The 23460-nt window shown below is 41.3% G+C and carries 26 protein-coding genes; 22 read left to right on the forward strand and 4 right to left on the reverse strand.

Annotation, left to right across the window (positions count from 1 at the left end; translation table 11 throughout):
* The first annotated feature begins 4 nt into the window (after positions 1-4).
* Genes M2132_RS03555 through M2132_RS03570 form a run of 4 tightly spaced genes read left to right on the forward strand, consistent with a single transcriptional unit; the run spans position 5 to position 3167 of the window.
* Positions 5-484, forward strand: a complete 480-nt coding sequence (locus M2132_RS03555) for a hydrogenase iron-sulfur subunit (RefSeq protein ID WP_280671409.1) — start codon at positions 5-7, stop codon at positions 482-484.
* Positions 477-1268, forward strand: coding sequence for a 4Fe-4S dicluster domain-containing protein (locus M2132_RS03560; protein WP_280671411.1), 792 nt, complete (start codon positions 477-479; stop codon positions 1266-1268). The genes M2132_RS03555 and M2132_RS03560 overlap by 8 nt, the downstream gene beginning before the upstream one ends.
* A gap of 16 nt (positions 1269-1284) precedes the next feature.
* Positions 1285-2325: a 4Fe-4S dicluster domain-containing protein gene (locus M2132_RS03565; protein ID WP_280671413.1), complete on the forward strand. Its 1041-nt coding sequence runs from the start codon at positions 1285-1287 to the stop codon at positions 2323-2325.
* Between the two features lie 5 nt (positions 2326-2330).
* Positions 2331-3167 (forward strand): FAD/NAD(P)-binding protein, encoded by an 837-nt coding sequence (locus M2132_RS03570; RefSeq protein ID WP_280671415.1) that lies wholly within the window; start codon positions 2331-2333, stop codon positions 3165-3167.
* Between the two features lie 74 nt (positions 3168-3241).
* Here M2132_RS03570 and M2132_RS03575 read toward each other — a convergent pair whose 3' ends face one another.
* Positions 3242-4249, reverse strand: coding sequence for a hypothetical protein (locus tag M2132_RS03575; RefSeq protein ID WP_280671417.1), 1008 nt, complete (start codon positions 4247-4249; stop codon positions 3242-3244).
* A 144-nt stretch (positions 4250-4393) separates the two neighbouring features.
* On the opposite strand from M2132_RS03575, the gene M2132_RS03580 reads away from it, so the two are divergent.
* Genes M2132_RS03580 through M2132_RS03600 form a run of 5 tightly spaced genes read left to right on the forward strand, consistent with a single transcriptional unit; the run spans position 4394 to position 9445 of the window.
* On the forward strand, positions 4394-5056 hold the full coding sequence (locus M2132_RS03580) for a hypothetical protein (RefSeq protein ID WP_280671419.1): 663 nt from the start codon (positions 4394-4396) through the stop codon (positions 5054-5056).
* A gap of 46 nt (positions 5057-5102) precedes the next feature.
* Positions 5103-6110 (forward strand): UDP-N-acetylmuramate dehydrogenase, encoded by a 1008-nt coding sequence (gene murB / locus M2132_RS03585; protein WP_280671421.1) that lies wholly within the window; start codon positions 5103-5105, stop codon positions 6108-6110.
* 20 nt (positions 6111-6130) lie between these two features.
* Entirely contained in the window at positions 6131-7435 is a 1305-nt protein-coding gene (murA, locus tag M2132_RS03590; protein ID WP_280671423.1) for a UDP-N-acetylglucosamine 1-carboxyvinyltransferase, read from the forward strand.
* 29 nt (positions 7436-7464) lie between these two features.
* On the forward strand, positions 7465-8148 hold the full coding sequence (locus tag M2132_RS03595) for a hypothetical protein (RefSeq protein WP_280671425.1): 684 nt from the start codon (positions 7465-7467) through the stop codon (positions 8146-8148).
* Between the two features lie 40 nt (positions 8149-8188).
* Positions 8189-9445, forward strand: coding sequence for a DUF5103 domain-containing protein (locus M2132_RS03600; protein ID WP_280671427.1), 1257 nt, complete (start codon positions 8189-8191; stop codon positions 9443-9445).
* A gap of 13 nt (positions 9446-9458) precedes the next feature.
* On the opposite strand, the gene trmD is transcribed toward M2132_RS03600, so the two are convergent.
* The gene (trmD, locus tag M2132_RS03605) at positions 9459-10136 is read right to left on the reverse strand and encodes a tRNA (guanosine(37)-N1)-methyltransferase TrmD (protein ID WP_280671429.1); all 678 of its coding nucleotides are present in this window, start codon (positions 10134-10136) and stop codon (positions 9459-9461) included.
* 173 nt (positions 10137-10309) lie between these two features.
* Here trmD and M2132_RS03610 point away from each other — a divergent pair, with 173 nt between their 5' ends.
* The 6 genes from M2132_RS03610 to secG all read left to right on the forward strand — a co-directional run bounded on the left by M2132_RS03610 (position 10310) and on the right by secG (position 15046).
* Complete coding sequence (locus M2132_RS03610; protein WP_280671431.1) at positions 10310-10891, forward strand: hypothetical protein; 582 nt, start codon at positions 10310-10312, stop codon at positions 10889-10891.
* A 165-nt stretch (positions 10892-11056) separates the two neighbouring features.
* Positions 11057-11893: a lysophospholipid acyltransferase family protein gene (locus tag M2132_RS03615; RefSeq protein WP_280671433.1), complete on the forward strand. Its 837-nt coding sequence runs from the start codon at positions 11057-11059 to the stop codon at positions 11891-11893.
* Positions 11894-12046: 153 nt separating this feature from the next.
* A complete protein-coding gene (locus tag M2132_RS03620) occupies positions 12047-13318 on the forward strand; it encodes a sigma-54-dependent Fis family transcriptional regulator (protein WP_280671435.1) in 1272 nt (423 codons plus the stop codon).
* Positions 13319-13828 carry an LPS assembly lipoprotein LptE gene (lptE, locus tag M2132_RS03625; protein ID WP_407932412.1) on the forward strand — a complete coding sequence of 170 codons (510 nt, stop codon included), beginning with the start codon at positions 13319-13321 and terminating at the stop codon, positions 13826-13828.
* A 21-nt stretch (positions 13829-13849) separates the two neighbouring features.
* Positions 13850-14665, forward strand: a complete 816-nt coding sequence (locus M2132_RS03630; protein WP_280671438.1) for a hypothetical protein — start codon at positions 13850-13852, stop codon at positions 14663-14665.
* Between the two features lie 3 nt (positions 14666-14668).
* Entirely contained in the window at positions 14669-15046 is a 378-nt protein-coding gene (gene secG / locus M2132_RS03635; RefSeq protein WP_280671440.1) for a preprotein translocase subunit SecG, read from the forward strand.
* A gap of 304 nt (positions 15047-15350) precedes the next feature.
* Here the strand turns inward: secG and pheS are convergent, their stop codons facing one another.
* Positions 15351-16367, reverse strand: coding sequence for a phenylalanine--tRNA ligase subunit alpha (pheS, locus tag M2132_RS03640; protein ID WP_280671442.1), 1017 nt, complete (start codon positions 16365-16367; stop codon positions 15351-15353).
* A 132-nt stretch (positions 16368-16499) separates the two neighbouring features.
* Between pheS and tsaD the strand changes: the two genes are divergently transcribed.
* The 7 genes from tsaD (at position 16500) to M2132_RS03675 (ending at position 22217) form a co-directional block, all read left to right on the forward strand.
* Complete coding sequence (gene tsaD, locus M2132_RS03645; protein WP_280671444.1) at positions 16500-17516, forward strand: tRNA (adenosine(37)-N6)-threonylcarbamoyltransferase complex transferase subunit TsaD; 1017 nt, start codon at positions 16500-16502, stop codon at positions 17514-17516.
* Positions 17517-17537: 21 nt separating this feature from the next.
* Positions 17538-18764, forward strand: a complete 1227-nt coding sequence (locus tag M2132_RS03650) for a M48 family metallopeptidase (RefSeq protein WP_280671446.1) — start codon at positions 17538-17540, stop codon at positions 18762-18764.
* 7 nt (positions 18765-18771) lie between these two features.
* Positions 18772-19539, forward strand: coding sequence for a hypothetical protein (locus M2132_RS03655; RefSeq protein WP_280671448.1), 768 nt, complete (start codon positions 18772-18774; stop codon positions 19537-19539).
* Between the two features lie 18 nt (positions 19540-19557).
* On the forward strand, positions 19558-20778 hold the full coding sequence (locus M2132_RS03660) for a CinA family nicotinamide mononucleotide deamidase-related protein (protein ID WP_280671450.1): 1221 nt from the start codon (positions 19558-19560) through the stop codon (positions 20776-20778).
* Between the two features lie 146 nt (positions 20779-20924).
* Positions 20925-21236 carry a 50S ribosomal protein L21 gene (gene rplU, locus M2132_RS03665; protein ID WP_280671515.1) on the forward strand — a complete coding sequence of 104 codons (312 nt, stop codon included), beginning with the start codon at positions 20925-20927 and terminating at the stop codon, positions 21234-21236.
* 22 nt (positions 21237-21258) lie between these two features.
* Positions 21259-21522: a 50S ribosomal protein L27 gene (gene rpmA, locus M2132_RS03670; RefSeq protein ID WP_280671451.1), complete on the forward strand. Its 264-nt coding sequence runs from the start codon at positions 21259-21261 to the stop codon at positions 21520-21522.
* 194 nt (positions 21523-21716) lie between these two features.
* Positions 21717-22217, forward strand: a complete 501-nt coding sequence (locus tag M2132_RS03675; protein WP_280671453.1) for a flavodoxin — start codon at positions 21717-21719, stop codon at positions 22215-22217.
* Between the two features lie 153 nt (positions 22218-22370).
* Here M2132_RS03675 and M2132_RS03680 read toward each other — a convergent pair whose 3' ends face one another.
* Positions 22371-23438, reverse strand: a complete 1068-nt coding sequence (locus M2132_RS03680) for an acyltransferase (protein ID WP_280671455.1) — start codon at positions 23436-23438, stop codon at positions 22371-22373.
* Between the last annotated feature and the right edge of the window lie 22 nt (positions 23439-23460).

Below are 23460 nucleotides of genomic sequence, written 5' to 3' on the forward strand. Positions count from 1 at the left end.
AACAATGAGTAACGAATTTGAACCTAAAATAGTAGCATTTGTTTGTAACTGGTGTACTTATGCCGGAGCAGACCTTACGGGAACAAGCCGTATCAAATATGCCTCTAACGTAAAGATTGTACGTTTTCCGTGTACGGGGCGTATAGACTTCATGCTGTTGCTGAAGGCTTTTGCAAACGGATCGGACGGAGTGATTGTTTCGGGTTGTCACCCGAACGACTGTCACTATACGTCGGGTAACTTCCACGCCCGCCGCCGTTGGATATTGTTCCGCAGTTTGTTAGACTTTTTAGGAATAGACATACGCCGCATTCAGTTTTCGTGGGTGTCGGCAGCCGAGGGTGCAAAATGGGCGGATATAGTAAATACCACTGTAACAAATATCCGTGAGTTGGGGCCTTATACCGAATATCGTCGTGCTTCAAGTTTTCTGGAAGCTAACGAAGCCGACCTATCGAAAGAAATGGAGGTGACACATGAATGATCTGAAAGCGAAAGTTAAAGATTTGTTTGAATCGGGAGCGATAAATCTTTTTATCGGATACGAAGAAGGTACACGCCGTCCACGTCCGCTTTTTGTGAAGAATGCCGAGGAGACCAATAAGCTTGTTTTTGACGACAGATGTTCGGGCAATCTGGCAGTTTACCTCACACGCAAAGATTTGATAGGGGGTAAGAAAGTAGGTATTGCGGCTTCTTATTATGCGCTGAAAAGTATAAATCAACTTGTGAGCGAAAATCAGTTGAGTGACGAATGGTTACGTGTTATCGGTCTGTCGGCAGATGGCAAATTGCTTGAATTCGGTTCGTTGGCTGAGGTGAGCGAGTATTTGAAAACAGCTTCGGCACCACCCAAACAAAACGAAGATGAATTGGTACGACAAATTGAAGCAATGACGATGGAAGAGCGTTGGCAATTTTGGTCGGACGAACTGTCGAAATGCTTTAAATGCTACGCCTGCCGCGCGGCTTGCCCGATGTGTTATTGTACCAAATGTATTGTTGAGGTAAACCGTCCGCAGTGGATACAGCCGTGGGCAACAACACTCAGCAATATGGAGTGGCAGATAAACCGTGTTATGCACATGGCGGGGCGTTGTTCTGACTGCGGCTCGTGTGGAGAGGCTTGCCCGTTGGGTATTCCTATCCATCTGTTAACGCATAAAATGAGTGAAACGGTAGCTGCTAACTTTGGCCAGAATGGTGACGATAAGGGCAATGTGCTTTCTACATTCAAGCCCGAAGACAAGGAAAACTTTATATTGTAACGAAGAAAAGAGTCCTATGGAAAGAAAATATATATCAGACGAGTCGCTAAAGACTTTCATCAATCAACTGAACGATGAAGGGCGGCATGTCTATGCACCTGTTGCCAAAGGCGAAAAAACGGAGTTTGAACGTGTAAAATCGTTCGACAAGATATCGTTAGATCATATACAAACAACCCAATCGATAAAAGCTGTGGCTTTTCCCCGTACCGAGAAGTTGTTTTCGTATACCAAAAATAAAGGAGATGTTACGCTCGAGGATTATAATCCTGATTTGATTCCGGAGATGGTTGTCTTTGGACTTCACCCTTGCGATGCAGCAGGCTTTAAGCCTCTTTCTAATATATTTAACTGGGGAACTCCCGATGTGCCGTTCAATGAACGTCGCCGACGAACAACGCTCATTGCGATGAGTTGTACACAGAGCGATGAGTTCTGTTTCTGCACGTCGGTCAATGGTGGGCCGGGCAATACCGCAGGTAGTGATATTCTGCTCACACCTATTAAGGACAAGAATGGGTATCTGGTGGAAGTTGTGTCTGAAAAAGGGCAGGAGCTTGTCAGCAAATACGCCGGCTTATTTGGTGAGGCTCCCGATGTTGATAAAGAAGCATATCTGGCAAAACTTTCGCGGAAATTCAGTCTGGATGATTTACGAGGCAAGATATCGCATATGTTCGAGAGTGAGGTATGGAAAAAACAATCGGAACGCTGTTTAGGCTGTGGAGCTTGCGCTTTTGTGTGCCCTACGTGTGCTTGTTTCGATATTCAGGAGGATACCAAAGGAAGTAAAGGCAACCGTTTGCGTTGCTGGGATTCGTGCGGATTCTCCCTGTTTACATTCCATACATCGGGACATAATCCGCGCGAGGTGCAAAGCCAACGTTGGCGTCAACGTTTGTTGCATAAGTTTTCGTATATGCCCGAACGCCTGTCGGTGGTAGGCTGTACGGGTTGCGGGCGCTGCTCAAGGGCATGTCCTGTGGATATGAACATATCAGACCATTTGGCAGAGATAGCCGATTTAAGTGTAGTAACAACCGAAAAAGAAAAATAAAGGCGATGGATAGCAATATATATTTACCTAATCTGATGATAGTTGAAAAAATTACACAGGAAGCACCGGGTGTAAAAACTCTCAGATTGAAGTTTAAGGACGAGGAATTTGGACAGAAGTTCGAGTTTAAAGCCGGACAATTTGCCGAATATTCAGCCTTTGGCGAGGGCGAATGTACTTTCTGTATAGCATCTTCGCCAACCCGCAAAGGGTACGTAGAATGCACCTTCAGGGAAGCAGGACGGGTAACGTCGGCTTTGGCAAAGCTCGAAGAAGGCGATACAATGGGCTTCCGTGGACCTTACGGAAACACTTTCCCGATAGATGAATGGAAAGGTAAAAATCTGCTGTTTATTGCCGGAGGTATTGCCCTTCCGCCCATGCGTTGCGTGATATGGAATACTCTTGATACACGGGAGAATTTTGGCGACATAAGCATCGTTTACGGAGCAAAATCGCCTGCCGATTTGGTGTATAAGCACGAACTGAAAGAGTGGGGCGAACGCCCTGACGTGAAACTTGCCGTTACGGTCGATCCCGGAGGCGAAACTCCCGATTGGAAAGGTGAAGTAGGTTTCGTTCCGGCCGTGGTCGAAAAAATGAATCCATCGCCCGAAAACACAATAGCCATCGTTTGCGGCCCCCCGATAATGATAAAAATGACGTTTCCGGTATTGGATAAACTCGGATTCAAACCCGAAAATATTTATACCACGCTCGAGAATCGTATGAAGTGTGGGGTAGGGAAATGCGGACGGTGTAATGTAGGCGAAAAATATGTCTGCAAAGACGGGCCTGTTTTCTCTCGTTTGGAATTAGAAGCTTTGCCTGCCGAATATTAATATCGCGTAGGTTTTATATAAAGAAATACAAAGCTGGTTTTATACAAAAACCGGCTTTTTCTTTTGCCAGTTGGTTATTGTTTTACGAAATATCCGTCGGAGTTTATTCTGTATATCTCATTCTTGACGGAAGCTACTTTTCCTCTCTTTATTGTTGTCAGTTCCAGCTTTATGGTGAAGTCGTCAGTAATTTCGAATGTTGTTTCGTCGCCCCAATAGTTATCGTCGTCACCGTCATATTCGGCCGAGTCGATTGTCAGGCTTGAAACAACTTTGTTGTTTTTTATGACAACCAAGTCGGAAGACGCATAATCGCCACATTCCGAGTTTACGAGCAGATAATACACATCGTTTTCGGTATGCGCTAAGGTTATGTAATTTATACTGTTGAAGCACGAAAAGTTATTCATACCCACTACATTCTTGCAGGTGAATGACGAGTAGTGAAGCGAGCTTAAATCGTCCGAATTTATGGGATATTTCAAATCGGCAATTTTTGCAAAACAAGAAGCTTTTGTGCCGGAATTTTTATTTGCAAGAGCCTTTATTTTTCCATTGGGTTCTATTGTATAATTTTTATACTCAAACCATTGGTAGTTTCCTTGTTGATTGATGCTGGTGATGCTAAATTGATAATCTTTGTTAATGTCGAACGATACGGAACCTTTCTGTTTTTGCGATTTTGTAAACTCACTCTCAATCTCCAATTCGGATACAACAGAGTCTCTCAACACAGTTAACAGGGTGTATCGGTATTTATATCCATCGCTTTTTGTGGGAACTATAACAACATCAACGTTTTCAACATCGGGCAGAGGGTAATAAAGCAGATAGTCTTTCCCTCCGGTATATTTTTCCATTCCTTTCAGTCCGGAATACAAAGTATCGGGTTTCAGCTTCGCCGACACAGCAATATTGCCATTGTACGGGAAAACGATAGTTGATTCGGTAAACAGATTGACAGGCAGGGTGTCAACTTCTTCTTCAAAAACATCATGAGCCGACACTACTTCGGGCTCTTTTTTGTTTTGGCAACCTATTAATAACAGACTGATAACTGCCAGTCCATAAAGGCTTTTCATATTAATTATATTTATTAAATAACCTTTAACCAACACGAATGCAAATGTATATATTATATTCGTACAAGATGTACCAAAGCAACAATTTATTTTCTATTTTTGTGATAATTTTTTATTGCCGCAAACGGTAAATTTTTAACTGCTATGGAAAATTTAAAATCGGCTTTGGCCGACAAAGTCTTGGAAATATCTTCTCGTGGAGGGGATGATATGCAAAAACGATTGGATAGGATTCAACGTTTTCGCGATTTTTGTGCGGCGTGCCAATCGTTGATGGTGAAATATCCGGCCATAGAGACAGAATTGTTGAAAATGGTCTACAACGACGATTACGATACAAAAGTAGCATCTTCGCGTGTTGACAGTATTATAAGCCTGAACGAAGAGCGGGAAGGGTTTATTACAACTCCGCCCGCGCAGCCTCTTGTAACTGAACACACGGATGAAGAACCAGACTTTGAAGAGCCTACCGAAAGTGATATTGAAACGGAAACCGAAAACCCATTGCCAGAAGTGGAGAATGAGGAGGCAGATGTAGCGGTTGCGGAATCTGTAATATATCCTACTTATCGGGCTGACGATACGCAAACGGAGCCCGACAAGGAAGAACCAGAGGTGAAAGCAAGTTTTTTCAAAAACGAAAACCTTAAAAAAGCTCTTCAGTTGGGTGGTATCATCTTGGTTATTGTAGCACTAATTTTTATAGTTAAATTTGTAATAAATAACTGGGTGGCTATCCTCTATGTTTTGGGTGGGGCAGCAGTTGTGTTTATCCTTATACTGTTTCTGTCGAGACGGAAAAAGTAGTATCTAAGGAATAATCTTATTTTTAGTAATATCATTAAAATTCAATATGGACGATCCGGAGCATCATTTTCAATTAAAAAACTACAATGCATTTAGAACAGAAGCATTTGCTAAGCTGTTTTGTGAGCCTCAAAACATAACGGAGTTAAGAGAGTGTCTGTTGAAATATCCGCACGAGCAGAAGTTGATAATAGGCGATGGCTGCAATTTGTTTTTTACGAAAGATTTTGATGGATTGGTTATCCATCCGCAAATAAAAGGAATCCGCGAAATTTCGGGCGATGAAGGCGACGAAGATGTTTTTATGGAAGTTATGGCTTCCGAAGACTGGGATTCGCTTGTAGAATATTGTGTAGGGAAGGGCTTTTCGGGACTGGAAAATCTGTCGTTGATTCCGGGAACCGTAGGGGCGTCGCCCGTTCAGAATATAGGGGCATACGGGGCGGAGGTCAAAGACTGTATCCGCGAAGTTGTAGCCCTCGATATTCATACCGGCGAAGCGGTTTCGTTCTCGAATGCCGAGTGTGAATTCTCCTATCGTGACAGTGTTTTTAAACGAAAAAAAGGGTATATCATCGTTTCGGTTGTTTTCCAACTAAAGAAAACATTTAAGTACGAACCCAAATATGTTGACTTGAACAAGGAGCTGGAAAGCACTGAAGAACCTTCTTTGCAGGATGTGCGCGATGCTGTTATCCGTATTCGCAAAAGAAAATTGCCCGATCATAAGGAACTACCCAATTGCGGAAGTTTTTTCAAGAATCCTTACATAGAAAAAGAACAGGCAGAGGTGTTGGGCAAGATACACCCCGGACTTCCTGTTTATCCACAGCCTAACGGTTTGGTGAAAACATCGGCTGCTTTCCTGATCGATAAAGCCGGATATCGGGGCAAACGTATCGGCAATATTGGTACATACCCTAATCAGGCTCTGATTGTGGTGAATTATGGCGCAACCGATGGCAATGAGATTGTAGAATTTATGCATGAGATACAAGAGGCTGTACAAGAAGAATTTAATATCAGCCTTGAGCCGGAAGTCAGAATACTTTAAACACACAGAGAGAAATTATTATGGCATCATTTATTATAGAAGGAGGCTGTCGCCTCAGTGGAGAGATACACCCGCAAGGAGCAAAGAACGAAGCTTTGCAGGTTATTTGTTCAGTTCTGCTCACGCCCGAAGAGGTTGTAATAGATAATATCCCTGATATTTTGGATGTAAACAATCTGATTTCGCTATTGGGCGATATGGGTGTGAAAACCAAACGATTGGGCGAAAATAAGTGGTCGTTCAAGGCCGACAAGGTAGACTTGGAATACCTACAAAGCGACAATTTTTTGAAAAAATCGGCTTCCCTACGAGGTTCGGTCATGATAATAGGCCCACTTGTTGCCCGTTTTGGTAAAGCTTTGCTGCCTAAACCGGGGGGTGACAAAATAGGTCGCCGCCGTTTAGATACCCACCTTGTAGGCATTCAGAAATTAGGGGCGAACTTCGAATACGATTCGCAGAGGCAATTATATTCCATCACGGCCGATAAACTGACAGGAACATATATGCTTCTGGACGAAGCTTCGGTTACAGGAACTGCCAATATAGTGATGACTGCCGTTCTGGCCGAAGGCCAAACCACTATCTATAATGCTGCTTGCGAACCTTATTTGCAACAGCTATGTAAGTTGCTGAACAGCATGGGAGCAAAAATATCGGGTATCGCTTCTAACCTGCTCCGTATTGAGGGTGTGAAATCGCTTGGAGGGGCATCGCACCGCATTTTGCCCGATATGATAGAGATAGGTAGTTTTATTGGTATGGCAGCAATGACAGGCTCTGAAATCACTATAAAAAATGTAGCGTACGACGATTTGGGAATCATTCCCGATACTTTCCGCCGTTTAGGAATCGTTCTTGAACGGAAAGGGGACGATATATACATTCCGGCTCAACCTGAGTTCGAGATTGATACTTTTATTGATGGGTCTATACTCACCATTGCCGATGCACCGTGGCCGGGACTGACGCCCGACCTTATAAGCGTTTTGCTGGTGGTTGCCACCCAAGCGCGGGGCAGTGTGCTGATACATCAAAAAATGTTCGAGAGCCGTTTGTTCTTTGTTGATAAACTGATAGATATGGGAGCGCAGATTATTCTTTGCGACCCGCACCGGGCAACGGTTATCGGTACAGGCAGGCGCTCGATGCGTGCAACCGTTATGACATCGCCCGATATCCGTGCCGGAATAGCTTTGCTTATAGCTGCTATGTGTGCCAAAGGCAAGAGCACAATTCATAATATAGAACAAATAGACCGTGGATATCAAAATATAGATGTGCGTCTCAATCAGTTAGGGGCAAATATAGTCCGTATTTCATAAGCCTGAAACAACATCATTATACGATTACAATGAAAGAAGAGAAAGATAAAGCGAATCTGCAATCTGTCTTTTTTCGTCCTTGGATTGGCGAAAACTATATTCAGGGAATTAATGGCAAAAAACTGTTAATATTGGGCGAAAGTCATATTTGCGGTGGTTGCCAAGGCGTTTGTGGTGATTTAAGTATAGACGATAAAACTTGCCGGGATTTTACATCCAAGGCCGTAAAAACTTTTCTAAGTTATAAAAATAATGAGACGGGGATTCGCTTTGCCGGTTGGATGAATACTTACACAAAGTTCTCTAACGTATTTTTAAATAAACAGTTATCGGCAAGCGAAACAATATCTTTCTGGAATTCTATATTGTTTTACAGCTATGTGCAATACAGTACAGATAGAGCCCGCGTATCTCCAAAACAGAAAGAGTTTAGCGACAGCAAAAATGCCTTCTTCGAAGTATTGGAAGCACACCAACCCGATTTAATTATAGCTTGGGGGAATCGCTTATGGGAACAATTACCGTCTGGTGGATATTACAAGAAGTTGGAAAACAACGAACAAACCCGTATTAACGACGGCAAAGGTTTCTATTATTACAAGACAAAGGAAAAAGATATACCGATAATGTATGTTTATCATCCCTCTTCTTCAAGATTTAACTATACATCGCACGATTTAATAAGAGAGTCTCTTCTGAAATTGGAGCGATAACTTGTATCTTGCAAGTCAATCACTAATACAATGAACCGGCATGAAATATATCATTCCCCTGTTTTTATTCTTTTGGTTTTCTGCGCATTCCGTCTTTGCTCAGCAAGTGCCGTATAGAACTATGCCTGTAAGTTCGGACATATATACTGTGCAAGTAAAGGCGAATTGCTCGTGGGGGAAATATCCTATTATAGAACTTGGTAGTGATGAATATGTTTGCCTGAACTTCGACCGTTTGTCGGAAAACTCATCGGCACGCCTCCGCTATAAACTGGTGCATTGCAATGCCGACTGGAAACCATCTTCATTGTCCGACATAGAATATGTTGATGGGTTTAACGATAATCTGATTTTGGACTACGAGCCTTCTATGGGCAGCACGGTAGGGTACACTAACTTTCAGGTAGAGATACCAAATAATGATATCAGGCTAAAGGTGTCGGGCAATTATGCGGTGATTGTTACAGAAGAAGACAATCCTGATGACGTTCTTCTCACGGCTTGTTTTTCAGTTATCGAAACACAGGTAAAACTGTCGGGAACGATGTCGTCTATCACAGATATTGACGCCAACAAAGGGCATCAACAAATATCGTTTGTGGTTGATTACGGGAGCAATACTTTGCGCGACCCGCTGAGCGAGATAAAAACCTTTGTCCGCCAAAACAATCGGTTCGATACGCAGAAGCAGGTAAAGCCAACTTATCTGCAACCCGGTAAACTGCGTTACGAGCAAAACAGGGATCTTATTTTTGAAGCAGGAAACGAATACCGCCGCTTCGAATCGACCAGCTACCGCTATAATGGGCTGAATGTTGAATCGGTCGATTTTCAAGACCCTTTCTATTTCACCAATATTGTTCCCGACAAAATAAGGGCACGAAAAGCATATAGTTACGACCAAGACCAGAACGGCCGTTTCCTTATCCATAGCCGTGATTTGAACGAAAACAGCTTCGATTACGCTTGCGATTATTTTATCACTAACTTCTATCTGCCGATGGAGCAACCCATCTTGGAAAATATTTATGTGAACGGCGATTTTACTTACGATACGTTTTCGGATAAATATCTGATGAAGTATGACAACCTCACCCGGCAATACCAACTGTCGCTTCTTCTGAAGCAAGGAGCGTATAATTACATGTATCTGACAAAAGAAGGAAACCGGTTTTCTCCGGCAAAGATGGAAGGCAATTATTTCGAAACAGAAAACGAATATACCGTAAGCGTATATTATAAGCCTCCCGGACAACAGTACGACAAGCTAATAGGTTTCTTGTTGATAAAAAAGTAAGAATTTATTCGATTTAATCTTGCAGCAAATCGGGACGCAACCGTTTGGTTCGGTCTATGGCTTGTTGCAGTTTCCATTCATCTATTTTTGCCTGATGCCCCGATAGTAGTATTTCGGGTACTTTCCACCCTTTGTATTCGGCAGGCCGGGTATAAACGGGCGGAGCCAGCAAATTGTCCTGAAAAGAATCGGACAGGGCTGACTGTTCGTCACCTATCGCTCCGGGAATGACGCGTACTATGGCATCCGTTATCATGGCGGCAACAAGTTCGCCTCCTGTCAATACAAAATCGCCGATGGATATTTCCTTTGTTATCAGATGCTCACGGATACGGTAGTCGATACCCTTATAATGTCCGCACAGAATAATAATGTTTTTGAGGGAAGACATCGTGTTTGCCATTTTCTGGTCGAAGCGTTCACCGTCGGGCGATGTAAAAATTACTTCATCGTAATCCCGTTCGTTTTTTAAATATGAAATAACGTTGTCGATCGGCTCAATCTGCATAACCATGCCTGCTTCGCCACCAAAAGGATAATCGTCAACGCGTTTGTGTTTGTCGGCTGTATAATCCCTCAGGTTATGAATATGAATTTCGGCTAAACCCTTATCCTGAGCTTTTTTTAGTATGGAGCAATTAAGCGGTTCGAGCAGCATTTGGGGTAGAACGGTGATAATATCGAATCTCATTTTCGGGTAGCTTATTAATGAGTTGCAAAAATACAAAATATAAGCAGACTGTGCATTTTCTGAGGATATCTATTCTGTATGGATTTGTGTTTTTCTCAATTTAAGAATTATCTTTGCTACAATCTTAATTAAAACAAGTACAAATTTACGAAATTATTAAATATCTAATTTTTATGAAAACTATTAGTAAAATATTGATGCTTACTTTAATGGCTGTTCTGTTTGTTTCGTGTGGTGGAGACGACGATGGCCCAACAATGATTGAAAAAAAAGAAACATACACCCATATCTATAAAATTCCTGTTGAAGGGATTGAATATAACCCTCAAACACCACGGGAAACAAATATATATCTGCGGGATATTATAGGAGAAGAAGGTGCGAAGAATATAATTTCGGCAGATATTATTTTTCTTGATAGCTATGTGAAATTATCGGGTTTGAATCAGATTGATACATTGGTTCAGGTAAAGGATTTTACAATAAAGGTAGGGAATAATGCTACTACGCAAATCGGTACATTCGCTAACAAAGAGAATGGATCGGATATCCTTTCGGACATGAAATTACAAAACAATATCTATCTGAAAACCGTAGAGGCAGTATTGTCAAGCCTTGTGAAGAGCAAAAGCAAAGCATTACCTATTGCGCTAACATATACGCCTACGGCTACACTAACAAAAGGAACAGTGCCGGTATATCTTGAAATATCTGTTTCGGCAACATTCCGGTATAGAGTTAAGGCTTCAAATTAGTAGCAAAGCAAAATAAATAAAGAAGCAGATCATCATATAGTGAAGTGTACCCCTAAAGTAACGAAATAAAACTTTAGGGGTGTATTTTTTACGTTTGTATATCCACTTTTGCAGTATTTAGTATTTTTACCGACCTTTGCAGTCCCTTTTAAAGAGTGATTATTGATGAAAGAAAAATTGTTGAGCAAAGAAGATATCCAGAAAATCAACCCCATATTCAGAGGCCGTTTTGGCAACCTGTTAATAAAATTAGCTATGCGCCTTACGGGGATGAACAAGGTGAATCGTATCTACGATGCCTCGAAACAGTACGAAGGAGTGGCTTTTTGCGACAGTTTGCTTAAGGATGTGGGGGTGAATGTGAAGGTAGAGAATCTGGAGGTTTTGAAGCGGTTTGAAGGCAAGCCTTTCGTTACCGTATCGAATCACGCATATGGGCATATTGACGGAATCATTGCTATTGATGTGATAGGCTCTGTGAGGCCCGACTATAAGATGATGGTAAACTTCATTCTTGCCATGATAGATACAATGGCAATGCACTTCATTGCCGTGAATCCGTATAGCGATGGTAAACTTGCCGAAAAATCGAGTTTGGAAGGTGTAAAAGAATGTATAGAGCATCTGAAAAACGGACATCCTTTAGGTTTCTTTCCGGCGGGAGCCGTATCTAAAACCAAGCTCAAAAAAGGGAAAATGATTGTTGAAGACAGAGATTGGCAATCGACAGTCATAAAATTGATACAACGGTCTAAGGTTCCGGTTATACCCATGTATTTTACGGGTGGTAACTCTTGGTTCTTTAATTTTCTGGATTTGGTAGACTGGCGTCTGCGTAGTTTACGGTTGGGGCATGAAGTCTATAATAAAAGAGGGAAAACAATAACTGTACGTTTAGGAGAACCCATAATGCCTGAAGATATGGCCGAGTATAATAACACAAAAAAACTGGGCGAATTTCTTAAACAAAAAACATACTCATTGGCAAAACCAAGAAACTAAAACTGAACCGTAATTAGTACGGTGGTTTCTTTTTTAGGTACATTTGCAAGCAATCTATTTATAAATCTTCACAAAAAAGGCTGACAGGTTATTGATAAAATATGTAATTTTGTCAGTAAGCATTCTTTTTATATATAAGGATAATTATAAGATATGGCAAAACCGGATATTCAGCAGGTGAAACAACGTTTTGGAATAATAGGGAATAATTCACTATTGAACCGGGCTATAGACATAGCCCTGCAAGTAGCACCCACCGATATGTCGGTATTGGTTACGGGCGAAAGCGGGGTGGGAAAGGAAAGTTTTCCACAGATAATACATCAGTTTAGCCACCGTAAGCATGGATCTTATATAGCCGTGAATTGCGGATCGATACCGGAGGGAACGATAGATTCGGAACTGTTTGGACACGAAAAAGGTTCTTTTACAGGAGCTACCGGCGAACGCAAAGGTTACTTTGAAGTAGCTAATGGCGGAACGCTGTTTCTTGACGAAGTAGGGGAGCTTCCCTTGTCTACGCAAGCACGTTTGCTAAGGGTACTCGAAACGGGTGAATTTATAAAAGTAGGTTCTTCGAAAGTGGAAAAAACAGACGTCCGTGTAGTAGCTGCTACAAATCTGGATATGGTAGATGCCGTGAATAGAGGTACTTTCAGAGAAGATTTGTATTACCGTCTCAATACTGTGCCGATACGTGTTCCGTCGTTGCGCGAACGTAAAGAAGATATCTATTTGCTGTTCCGTAAATTTGCGAGCGATTGTGCCGAGAAATACCGCATGCCGGCTATCGTTCTGCTCGATTCGGCAAAAGAAATATTAATGAACTACCGTTGGCCGGGCAATGTGCGCCAACTGAAAAATATAACCGAACAGATATCCATAATTGAACGCGAAAGGGAAATAACCCCCGATATATTGCGTTCGTACCTCCCAGCTAACGAGGTTGGCATAGTCCCCATAAAGGCGGGAACTTCAACTTCCGGCGAACAAAATATGTTCAGTTCCGAAAGGGAAATCCTCTATCAGGTACTTTGGGATATGCGCAAGGATATGAACGACCTGAAAAAAGTGGTTCAGGAGCTTGTATCGGGAAAAATACAGCCCTCCGAACTTGCGCGCCAACATACCGAAGAAACTTTATTACCTTCTTTATTGGTGGCCGACAGTGGGATACAACCTTCCGCACCAATCTCCATAAAGTATAAAAAGGACGAACAGCCTGTTGTTATTCCTGTTGACGAGTCTCATGTTGATGAAACGGATTATGAGGAGCAAACCCTGTCGCTCGAAGACGTTGAACGGGAAATGATAAAGAAAGCCTTGGAAAAACATGGAGGCAAACGCAAAAACGCGGCCGAAGACCTGAAAATATCAGAACGGACATTATACCGGAAAATAAAAGAATATAACCTTGACAAATAAATGATGAGAAAATATATTTTTACAATTTTTGCTACACTCCTTTTTGCCTTATCGTGCAAGGTTTCGTATCAGTTTAATGGGGCCTCTATCGATTATAGTGTCACTAAAACCATAAATATCAACGATTTTCAGAATCAGGCTCAATTGGTTTATGCACCTCTTACACAAGTTTTTAACGAGAGGATGAAAGATGTTTATACCCGCAACACAAAGTTAAACTTTACCAGCGTAAATCCCGATTTGGAAATAGAAGGCGAGGTGACTCGCTACGATCTGACACCTCTGGCGGTGAGGGAAGATGCTTTGGCCTCGCAAACTCGCCTTACGATGTCGGTACGTATGAGGTATAAGAACAACAAAAATCCACAGGAAGATAAAGAAGAGGTTTTCACGGCATACAGGGATTTCGATTCGTCAAATATGCTTACCGATGTTCAGGACGAGTTGGTGAAACAACTTACCGAAGATATTGTAGACCAGATATTCAATTCAACAATGTCGAACTGGTAATAAACACAATAAAGGGCGAATATGGATAAGATAGAATTTTATGAGTTAATGGATACCGACAGGGCATTAGATGCAGCGTCGTTGTCGCAATTGCGGATTCTTACCGATAAATATCCATATTTTCAGGCAGGTTTGTTCCTTTATCTTAAAAATTTGTATCTGCTGGATGCGGAAGATTTCCAGACAGAACTGCAAAGGCTTTCGGCTTTTGTTTCGGACAGGCGTGCACTCTTTTATTATGTTTTGAGCGAAGAGTACGAACGCTACCATGAAGTTACCGGAAAATCAGAAATGAGCGAAGATCGTACTTCTGTACTCCTTGACGCATTTTTCGATACGGCTAAACCAAATGACGAAGAACCCAAGCTGGAACGTGCTATCTTGAATTCGAGTTTAGCCACAACCGATTATTTTTCTTATCTGCAATCGCTCGAAGAACTTCCGGCGGAAGCTGAAAGTACTGAACCGGAGATGATAAAAGAAAAACCGGACGAAGAAGGCAGCGAAAAACAACAGAAACGCCAAAATATAATAGATAGCTTTATAAATAAGGCTGCCGAAGAGGGAGGCAATGTGAAAATTGTATTGGAAAGGCCAACCGACGATTCGGACAGAGAAACGCCTCTTCCTTTCGTTGATAAGGAAGAAGACCTGACCGATGATATATTTTTTACCGAAACTTTGGCAACTATCTATATAAAACAGCGTAGGTATCAGAAAGCATACGAAATTATTAAACGATTAAGTTTGAATTTTCCAGAAAAAAATATTTACTTTGCAGACCAATTAGCGTTTCTTGAGAAATTGATTATAAACGAAAAAAATAAAAAAAGATAAAAGATGTTTGTTCTTATTACAGTTTTAATTGTTATTGCAGCAATTGTATTGATTCTGGTAGTTTTAGTACAAAATTCAAAAGGTGGAGGCTTGTCTTCTTCTTTCTCTTCGTCGAACAATGTTATGGGAGTAAGAAAAACGACTGACTTTATAGAAAAAGCCACATGGTATTTAGCCGGTGCTGTTATAGTATTGAGTTTGATCAGTGCTAAATTTATATCGAACAATCCATCTTCCGCAACAAATACTGCTCCTGTGCCAGTAGCTCCTGCGGCTCCTGCTCAGCAAGCACCAAATGTAGGTTCTAACCTACCTTTGCCCACAGCCGATCAGCCAGCAACAGCAGCTCCTGCCGCTACTGAAGAAGCTCCAAAAAACTAAGAAAATAATAAAATTCCACTAATATATTTAAGCCCTGCTGATTTTTTGTCGGCAGGGCTTTATTTATTGGCATATTACTGAAAAATAATATATATCCGTTTTATGTTTTGTCATCCTAAATGAAACGAAGGGATCTGGAATAAAGCCACAAAGGGATTCTTCACTTTGTTCAGAAACAACGTTCAAGGAGCATAGATTATAGGCAAACCAATAACAAATGCGCTATAAATGTTTATAATAAGCGACTTGATATAAACTCACTGAATGTGCACTACGGATTATTTTAGTAATTATCCGTTAGTAATTATCCGTTCTGGAATTGTTTGAGGAAGCGTACATCGTTTTCGGAGAACATGCGCAGATCTTTAACCCTGTATTTTAGGTTGGTGATGCGCTCAACGCCCATACCAAGGGCATAACCGGTATATTTTTTACTGTCTATACCGCAACTTTCCAAAACGTTTGGATCTACCATTCCGCAACCCATTATTTCTACCCAGCCTGTATGTTTACAGAAAGGACAGCCTTTTCCTCCGCAAATGTTGCACGAGATATCCATTTCGGCACTTGGTTCGGTGAATGGGAAGTAGGATGGGCGGAGACGGATTTTTGTTTCCGCACCGAACATTTCTTTAGCAAAGTACAATAGTACTTGCTTCAGGTCGGCAAACGATACGTTCTTGTCAATATACAAAGCTTCCACTTGGTGGAAGAAACAGTGAGCCCTGTAAGATATGGCTTCGTTGCGATAAACACGCCCCGGACACATAATGCGGATAGGCGGTTCTTGTTTTTCCATGACACGGGTTTGTACCGACGATGTGTGGGTACGTAAAACAACATCGGGATGATTGGCTATGAAAAAAGTATCCTGCATATCGCGTGCCGGATGATCGTCGGCAAAGTTCAATGAAGAGAACACATGCCAGTCGTCTTCAATTTCGGGGCCTTCGGCAATAGAAAAGCCAAGGCGTTTAAAAATATCGCAAATCTCCTTTTTTACCAACGATAACGGATGACGCGAACCGAGTGGTATAGGGTAAGCCGTACGCGTAAGGTCTATTGTTTCGGTAGTAGAGCTGCTGTTTTCGAGCGATTCTTTCAGCTCGTTTATCTTTTCTTGGGCTTTGGTTTTTAGAACGTTGAGCTTCATTCCTAAAGTTTTTTTCTCTTCAGGGGCAACGTTGCGGAAGTCGTCCATCAGCATGGATATTTCGCCTTTTTTGCTTAGATATTTAATCCTCAGTTCTTCAACCTCTTGCGCTGATGCGGCTTTCAGTTCTTCAACCTCTTTCAGTAGAGCTTCTATTTTATTAATCATCTTGTGTCAGGTATATTCTTCAACGAAAATTATAAGATGCAAAAATACATTTTTCTTTCTAAAATAAGCATGCCCCTGTTCAATAATCTTTCCTGCTAAGTATTATCTTTGTTGTTAAGTTTAGGAATAAAGATGATTACAATATTAGGAATAGAATCGTCGTGCGACGATACAGCGGCAGCGGTGATTAGCGATGGGGTTTTATTGTCGAACGTTGTTTCGAGCCAGAAAGTACACGAAAGCTATGGCGGAGTGGTGCCCGAACTGGCATCCCGTGCCCATCAGCAAAATATAATACCCGTAGTGAACGAGGCACTGAAGGCTGCCGGAGTGAGTAAGGACGAACTGACGGCTATCGCCTTCACCCGTGGGCCGGGACTTATGGGCTCTTTGCTTGTGGGTATGTCTTTTGCAAAGGGTTTTTCGTCGGCACTGAATATACCGATGGTCGATGTTAACCACTTGCAAGCACATGTGCTGGCTCACTTTATCAGGGAGGCCGATTCAGAAAAAATGCCACCTGCTTTTCCTTTCCTGTGCCTGTTGGTGTCGGGGGGGAATTCGCAAATAATACTTGTGAAGTCGTATAACGATATGGAAATCATTGGGCAAACCATAGACGATGCCGCCGGCGAAGCTTTCGATAAGTGTGCGAAAGTAATGGGGTTGGGTTATCCCGGAGGGCCAATAGTCGATAAATTGGCAAAGGAAGGTAATCCCGATAGGTTTAAACTGAATAAACCTCACCTGAAAGGGTACGACTATAGCTTTAGCGGACTGAAAACTTCTTTTCTTTATATGCTTCGTGACGAACTGAAAAAAGATGCTGACTTCATCGAAAAAAATAAAGCCGATTTGTGTGCTTCCTTGCAGAAAACAATCGTTGATATACTGATGGATAAATTGGCAAAAGCCGCCAAAGATTTAAAGATAGAAGAGGTTGCCGTGGCGGGAGGTGTTTCGGCGAATTCGGGGTTGAGAAATGCTTTTGAAGATTATCGGAGACGTTACGGATGGACTATACATATACCTAAATTCGGATATACAACCGATAATGCGGCGATGGTAGCCATTACGGGATACTATCAATATTTGGACGGAAAGTTTTGCCCGATGGATGCCGCGCCATTTTCGAGAGTAACGGTCTGAATATAAAAAAAATAAAAGCGCATGGTTTTGTATTGGGTAATAATACTGATAGTGACTCTCGATTTTGTTTGGGAGCAATATCTGGCTTATCGTAATCGCCGACGTATGAGTACGGGGATACCTGAGCAATTGAAAGGTATATATGATGTCGAAAAATATAAGAAACAACAAGAATATCAGCGCGAAAATAGCCACTTTGGGCTACTGTCGTCGTCTGTTTCGTTTGTTGTTATACTGTTTTTTCTTCTCATCCAAGGCTTTGGATGGCTGGATGGTGAAGTAAGGGCATGGACAAGCAACCCGATTCTCGTTTCTCTTGTTTTTGTAGGGATACTCTTCATCGCTAACGATATAATAGGTTTACCATTCTCTTATTATGCAACATTTGCGATTGAGGAAAAATTTGGTTTTAATAAATCAACCCGCAAAACGTTTTGGTTAGACCAACTAAAGAGCCTGTTCCTATCGGTTATTATAGGAGGGTTGATACTAACGCTACTGATTTGGTTTTACCAAAGTTTTGGCACTATGGCATGGGTTTATGCGTGGGTGGTGGTAACGGTGTTTTCGCTGTTCATGTCGATGTTTTACTCAAACATCATTGTTCCTCTTTTCAACAAACAACAGCCTTTGCCCGAAGGTGAACTACGCACCGCAATAGAACGTTTTGCCCATAAGGCTGGCTTTAAATTGACCAATATTTATGTAATTGACGCTTCTAAACGCACTACCAAAGCTAATGCTTACTTCACGGGGTTGGGCAACAAAAAGCGTATTGTTTTGTACGATACGCTGATAAACGATTTAGAGACGAACCAGATTGTTGCCGTTCTGGCACACGAAATAGGTCACTACAAAAAGAAGCACACATTACAGCATTTACTATTCTCTATCCCTTACACGGGAGTGATGCTATTCTTGCTTTCGTATTTTATTGGTAGCGAAAGTATTGCCCATGCCTTGGGGAGCGATGTTCCGTCTTTTCATTTAGGGGCGATAGCTTTTTCTATATTGTTTACTCCTATATCACTGGTTTTAGGGTTAGTGCAGAATGTTATAAGCCGAAAGAACGAGTATCAGGCAGATGCTTTTGCTGCAAAATATGGTTTGAGCGATGCCCTTATTGACGGGCTGAAAAAATTATCTACAAAATCGCTTAGCAATTTAAATCCCGATCCGCTTAATGTGTTTTTCTATTATTCGCATCCTACTTTGTTGCAACGAATGAAACGGTTGAATTCAAAATAACTGAAAGATGGCTAAAAGAATAATATTTGTATTTCTGTTTGTGCTTATAGTATGCGGTTCGTTGCGTGCCCAGAATACACAATCTATCCATGTGATGGTAGCACTATGCGACAACAAATATCAAGGTATAGTGAAGGTTCCGGCAAAGATAGGAAACGGGCAAGATACTGACAATAATCTTTATTGGGGTTGTGGATACGGCATTCGTACGTATTTCAGAAAAAGTGCCGAATGGAAAGAATTGAAACGCTATAAGGCAGATAACACCCGTTTGGAGAGGATTGTATTCCGTCACAAAACAAAAGATGTTTACTTGGTTGCCGATGCCTACGACGGGCGTTATATAAAAGACTGTACGGAAGATTTCTTGCAATCGTGCGCCGGAAGCCTCAAAGATACAATCATTGTAAACAATAAGGTTATTGGTTTGAATGGCAACGCTAAGCTTTTGACTTACATTGGTCATAACGGACTGATGGATTTTTCGCTCACCGACTCGTATGTGAACACTGACGGAAAGAGCCGTGACGCTATAATTCTGGCATGTGCCAGCAAGCAATATTTCAGGCCGATACTGAAATCGACTAAAGCAAATCCTTTGGTGTGGACTACCAACCTGATGTGCCCAGAGGCATATTCGCTACACGATGCCATATCTACCTATCTGAAAGGAGACACGAGCGAGGCAGTGCGCAATAGTGCTGCTGCGGCTTACTCTAAATATCAAAAATGTGGACTGAAAGCTGCGAAGAATCTTTTAGTAACGGGTTATTGAAAACAAAAATACAACACAATGAAAACAGCAATCATAACAATCGGTGACGAAATCCTTATCGGGCAGATAGTGGATACAAACTCGGCTTGGATTTCAGAAAAAATGACTCAAGCCGGATTCGAAATAGAAGGGAAAATTTCGATAGGTGACGATGCCGAACAAATCAAAGATACCATAACACGCACCTTCAAGAGTGTTGATGTAATATTGATGACCGGCGGTCTGGGCCCTACGAAAGATGATATTACCAAGAAAACCCTTTGCGAGTATTATGGTACTTCCTTGGTGTTCAGCGACGATGTGTTGCGCAATATAGAAGGCATTGTTATAGGTGGGCAGGTGAACGAACTGACCCGTAATCAGGCATATATTCCCAAAGATTGTACGGTAATCCAGAACAGGGTAGGGACGGCTCCCATCACTTGGTTTGAGCGCGATGGAAAGGTATTGGTTTCGATGCCCGGTGTTCCTTATGAGATGAAGTATAATATGGAACACGAGATTATTCCACGCCTTATGGACAGGTACGATATGGAAGCCTATCTGAAAAAAATATTTATTGTTGGTGGATACACCGAATCGGCTTTGGCGATGCATATCGCCGATTTTGAAAGTAGTTTGCCTTCGGATTTTGGTTTGGCCTATTTGCCGACACCCGGAATGATGAAGTTGCGTTTGTTTGTGAAGGGCGAGCATCGTAAAGAAGAGTTGGAAAGACGTTCCGATTTGCTCAGAGGGTTGCTTGGTGATGCAATACTTGGGGAAGAAGATATTCCCATCGAAAAGATATTAGGCCTGCGCCTTATAGAAAAAGGATTAACCGTAAGCACGGCCGAAAGTTGTACGGGAGGTAATATTGCTCGTCTGATAACATCGGTTGCCGGTTCGTCAAAATACTTTAGAGGCAGTATAGTTGCTTATGCCAATGACGTAAAAGTTGATTTATTGGGCGTATCGTCTGCTAACTTGGAACGAGATGGAGCTGTAAGCGAAGCGGTAGTCATAGAAATGGCTCAGGGTGCTTGTCAGAAACTGAATACCGATTGTTCTATTGCCACATCGGGCATTGCAGGCCCTGACGGCGGAACAGCCGAAAAGCCTGTGGGCACAATATGGATTGCCACAAGCTATAAGGGGCAAACCATTGCCCGGTTGTATAACATGGGTAAATATAGGGAGGCAAATATTATGCGCTCTTCAAATCTGGGAATGATTCAGTTGCTTGGCATGATGGATTAGAGAATAAAAAATAATCAATTAAAGCACTATGCGCTTGTGTTTTTGAATATATTTTTCTAATTTTGTACCCCGATTGCCAATAGGCCGATAAGAAATTGCATAAAAGCGATTCGCCTCAGGCACATAACTTTAGTTATTTTATTGCAATGTACGCAATTGTAGACATTCAAGGACAACAATTTAGAGTTGAGCAAGGACAAAAATTATTTGTTCACAGAGTATCGGCAGATAAAGGAGCCGATGTAGAGTTTGAAAAAGTGTTATTGGTTGATAACGCAGGTACAATTACAGTTGGTGCGCCATATGTGAGCGGAGCAAAAGTTGTACTTACCGTAGGCGATCAGGTTAAGGGCGACAAAGTTCTTATCTTCCACAAAAAGAGAAGAAAAGGTTATCGCAAACTGAACGGTCACCGTCAACAATTTACAGAAGTAACAGTTAAAGAAATTATTGCTTAATCAAGATTAAAATCAAAAGAAAATGGCACATAAGAAAGGTGTAGGTAGTTCGAAGAACGGTCGTGAATCAGAAAGTAAACGACTTGGAGTTAAAGCTTTTGGTGGAGAAATCGTAAAAGCAGGTAACATCATTGTTCGTCAGAGAGGTACAACTCATCACCCAGGCGAGAACGTAGGTATGGGCAAAGACCATACTCTATTTGCTCTTGTTGATGGCGTGGTAACTTTCCGTCGCAAAAAGAATGATAGATCTTATGTTTCGGTTTTACCTAAAGCCGAAGCGTAAAAAAGAAAGAATAGAATAAATTTCTACTATATAGAAAGGTCGTATGTTAGATTACATACGGCCTTTTTATGTTCTTTACATAAGGTTCTAATCATTTTTAGCGATAGGGGTTCTTTAAATTCATTATTTCTCGGTATTGCAAACTTCCTGAAACTACCTTTACTTTGTAGTATAAACTTAAAAACAAAAATAAAATGGCAAGTATAGGTATATATTACGGTTCGGATTCGGGTAATACTCAGTCGGTAGCAAAACAAATAGCAAGCGCTCTTGGTGTATCGGGCGATAATGTTTTTGATGTAAGCAATGCCAATGGCGATTTCTCGACTTACGATGTGCTTCTGTTTGGAACATCAACAATGGGTTTAGGCGACCTTCAGAGCGATTGGGAAGATTTTATCAACAATCTGAAAAACGCCGATTTATCGGGCAAGAAAGTTGCCGTATTTGGTTGTGGCGATTCATCTTCGTTTAGCGACACGTTTTGCGATGGCATGGGCGAGATATACAAGGCAACTAAAGCAGCAGGAGCAACAATGATTGGTTCGGTAAGTACTGATGGATACACTTACGACGATTCTGCCGCTGTTGTTGACGGTAAGTTTGTAGGTTTGCCTATTGACGAAGATAACGAATCGGACCAAACGGGCAACCGTATTGCAGCATGGGTAGGAGATTTGAAGAAAGAAATTTAAAATACTCTAAACAATAATAGGCGTTGATGTTGAATATATATATCTGCTCACAAACCTTGTGATAGCAGTCAACAAAATGCCATGCTCAAATTGTTAATCATTTCTATTGATAGTTTTTTTAGTTGATCATTAGGATTCCCCGAAGACGTGAGGTCATTGGGGAATTTGCTTTCCGTTTTTGGGGTAACTTTTTATAAGATGGGCAATTGGCTTTTCAAAATAATGGTACGATAAAAAGCTTACAGATAAAACTATAAATATAATTATGAAGAAAGATATATAGAATGGTAACGATACATTTGTTTCGTTAATTATCTTATTGAATAGGATGATAATAATGAAATGAAACATATAAATTCCAAAACTAACCTCTCCTAATCGGACAAGATACTGATTTGATAGTATCTTTGATATAACACCCTGCCTAAAAGCAAATATGAGTATAGTTAATGAAATAGGTATCCAGTAATATATAGATGCTCTGTAAACTATTGAAAAATAGCCCGAAAGCAAATAAAATGCAAGTAACAGAACAATGGAACTTATCTCCAATAACGAAGCCTTTGTGTACGATATATTGATGTTCTTATATTTATCGTAAATATGAAAAAGAAACAAACCTATCAGAAAATCGGGTAACCGTGTTATGGGATTCACATACCATATTGAGTTTGTTATGGTTTCTTCGTCCGGAGTGAAATACATTCCTGTAAGAGCCACTATGATAAGGGGAATGAGTATCAATAGTAGTTTTTTACTGTCGTTAAGCCATGATATAAGAAAAGGAAACAGTAAATAAAATAACTGTTCGCATCCTAAACTCCACGAAGGAGAATTAAAAGAATAATAAAAATGATTGACAGGAATAAAAGATTGTATTAAAAACAGATTTGGAACGAAGTGCGTAATCCAGCTTATAGCACTCTTGAAAGGAACTAATCCGGCGAATATAACCATAAGGAGCGTCAGTATATGTAAAGGATATATACGTGCGATGCGTGCAACCCAGAATTCTTCTCTCGAAACTTCACCTTCCAATATTCTTTCACGATATGAATAAGCAATAATGAAGCCACTTAGAATGAAAAAGAAACCAACACCGGCGTAGCCTTCCTGAAAGATATGTTTGTCAAAAAAAGGGGCTACTCGCTCCGAAGAGCAATGGGACAATAATACCATTAGGGCAAAAAAGAACCGGAGTGATGTTAGCGGTTTTACCATTTTTTAAAGAGAAAAGAGGGGG

This window comes from Dysgonomonas sp. PH5-45 (assembly GCF_029893235.1).
Taxonomy (GTDB): domain Bacteria; phylum Bacteroidota; class Bacteroidia; order Bacteroidales; family Dysgonomonadaceae; genus UBA1309.

What these genes read in the sequence shown, in the direction of transcription:
- M2132_RS03555 (WP_280671409.1), top strand. Translation starts at nt 5, where the DNA reads ATGAGTAACGAATTTGAACCTAAAATAGTAGCATTTGTTTGTAACTGG.
- M2132_RS03560 (WP_280671411.1), top strand. Translation starts at nt 477, where the DNA reads ATGAATGATCTGAAAGCGAAAGTTAAAGATTTGTTTGAATCGGGAGCG.
- M2132_RS03565 (WP_280671413.1), top strand. Translation starts at nt 1,285, where the DNA reads ATGGAAAGAAAATATATATCAGACGAGTCGCTAAAGACTTTCATCAAT.
- M2132_RS03570 (WP_280671415.1), top strand. Translation starts at nt 2,331, where the DNA reads ATGGATAGCAATATATATTTACCTAATCTGATGATAGTTGAAAAAATT.
- M2132_RS03575 (WP_280671417.1), bottom strand. Translation starts at nt 4,249, where the DNA reads ATGAAAAGCCTTTATGGACTGGCAGTTATCAGTCTGTTATTAATAGGT.
- M2132_RS03580 (WP_280671419.1), top strand. Translation starts at nt 4,394, where the DNA reads ATGGAAAATTTAAAATCGGCTTTGGCCGACAAAGTCTTGGAAATATCT.
- murB (WP_280671421.1), top strand. Translation starts at nt 5,103, where the DNA reads ATGGACGATCCGGAGCATCATTTTCAATTAAAAAACTACAATGCATTT.
- murA (WP_280671423.1), top strand. Translation starts at nt 6,131, where the DNA reads ATGGCATCATTTATTATAGAAGGAGGCTGTCGCCTCAGTGGAGAGATA.
- M2132_RS03595 (WP_280671425.1), top strand. Translation starts at nt 7,465, where the DNA reads ATGAAAGAAGAGAAAGATAAAGCGAATCTGCAATCTGTCTTTTTTCGT.
- M2132_RS03600 (WP_280671427.1), top strand. Translation starts at nt 8,189, where the DNA reads ATGAAATATATCATTCCCCTGTTTTTATTCTTTTGGTTTTCTGCGCAT.
- trmD (WP_280671429.1), bottom strand. Translation starts at nt 10,136, where the DNA reads ATGAGATTCGATATTATCACCGTTCTACCCCAAATGCTGCTCGAACCG.
- M2132_RS03610 (WP_280671431.1), top strand. Translation starts at nt 10,310, where the DNA reads ATGAAAACTATTAGTAAAATATTGATGCTTACTTTAATGGCTGTTCTG.
- M2132_RS03615 (WP_280671433.1), top strand. Translation starts at nt 11,057, where the DNA reads ATGAAAGAAAAATTGTTGAGCAAAGAAGATATCCAGAAAATCAACCCC.
- M2132_RS03620 (WP_280671435.1), top strand. Translation starts at nt 12,047, where the DNA reads ATGGCAAAACCGGATATTCAGCAGGTGAAACAACGTTTTGGAATAATA.
- lptE (WP_407932412.1), top strand. Translation starts at nt 13,319, where the DNA reads ATGATGAGAAAATATATTTTTACAATTTTTGCTACACTCCTTTTTGCC.
- M2132_RS03630 (WP_280671438.1), top strand. Translation starts at nt 13,850, where the DNA reads ATGGATAAGATAGAATTTTATGAGTTAATGGATACCGACAGGGCATTA.
- secG (WP_280671440.1), top strand. Translation starts at nt 14,669, where the DNA reads ATGTTTGTTCTTATTACAGTTTTAATTGTTATTGCAGCAATTGTATTG.
- pheS (WP_280671442.1), bottom strand. Translation starts at nt 16,367, where the DNA reads ATGATTAATAAAATAGAAGCTCTACTGAAAGAGGTTGAAGAACTGAAA.
- tsaD (WP_280671444.1), top strand. Translation starts at nt 16,500, where the DNA reads ATGATTACAATATTAGGAATAGAATCGTCGTGCGACGATACAGCGGCA.
- M2132_RS03650 (WP_280671446.1), top strand. Translation starts at nt 17,538, where the DNA reads ATGGTTTTGTATTGGGTAATAATACTGATAGTGACTCTCGATTTTGTT.
- M2132_RS03655 (WP_280671448.1), top strand. Translation starts at nt 18,772, where the DNA reads ATGGCTAAAAGAATAATATTTGTATTTCTGTTTGTGCTTATAGTATGC.
- M2132_RS03660 (WP_280671450.1), top strand. Translation starts at nt 19,558, where the DNA reads ATGAAAACAGCAATCATAACAATCGGTGACGAAATCCTTATCGGGCAG.
- rplU (WP_280671515.1), top strand. Translation starts at nt 20,925, where the DNA reads ATGTACGCAATTGTAGACATTCAAGGACAACAATTTAGAGTTGAGCAA.
- rpmA (WP_280671451.1), top strand. Translation starts at nt 21,259, where the DNA reads ATGGCACATAAGAAAGGTGTAGGTAGTTCGAAGAACGGTCGTGAATCA.
- M2132_RS03675 (WP_280671453.1), top strand. Translation starts at nt 21,717, where the DNA reads ATGGCAAGTATAGGTATATATTACGGTTCGGATTCGGGTAATACTCAG.
- M2132_RS03680 (WP_280671455.1), bottom strand. Translation starts at nt 23,438, where the DNA reads ATGGTAAAACCGCTAACATCACTCCGGTTCTTTTTTGCCCTAATGGTA.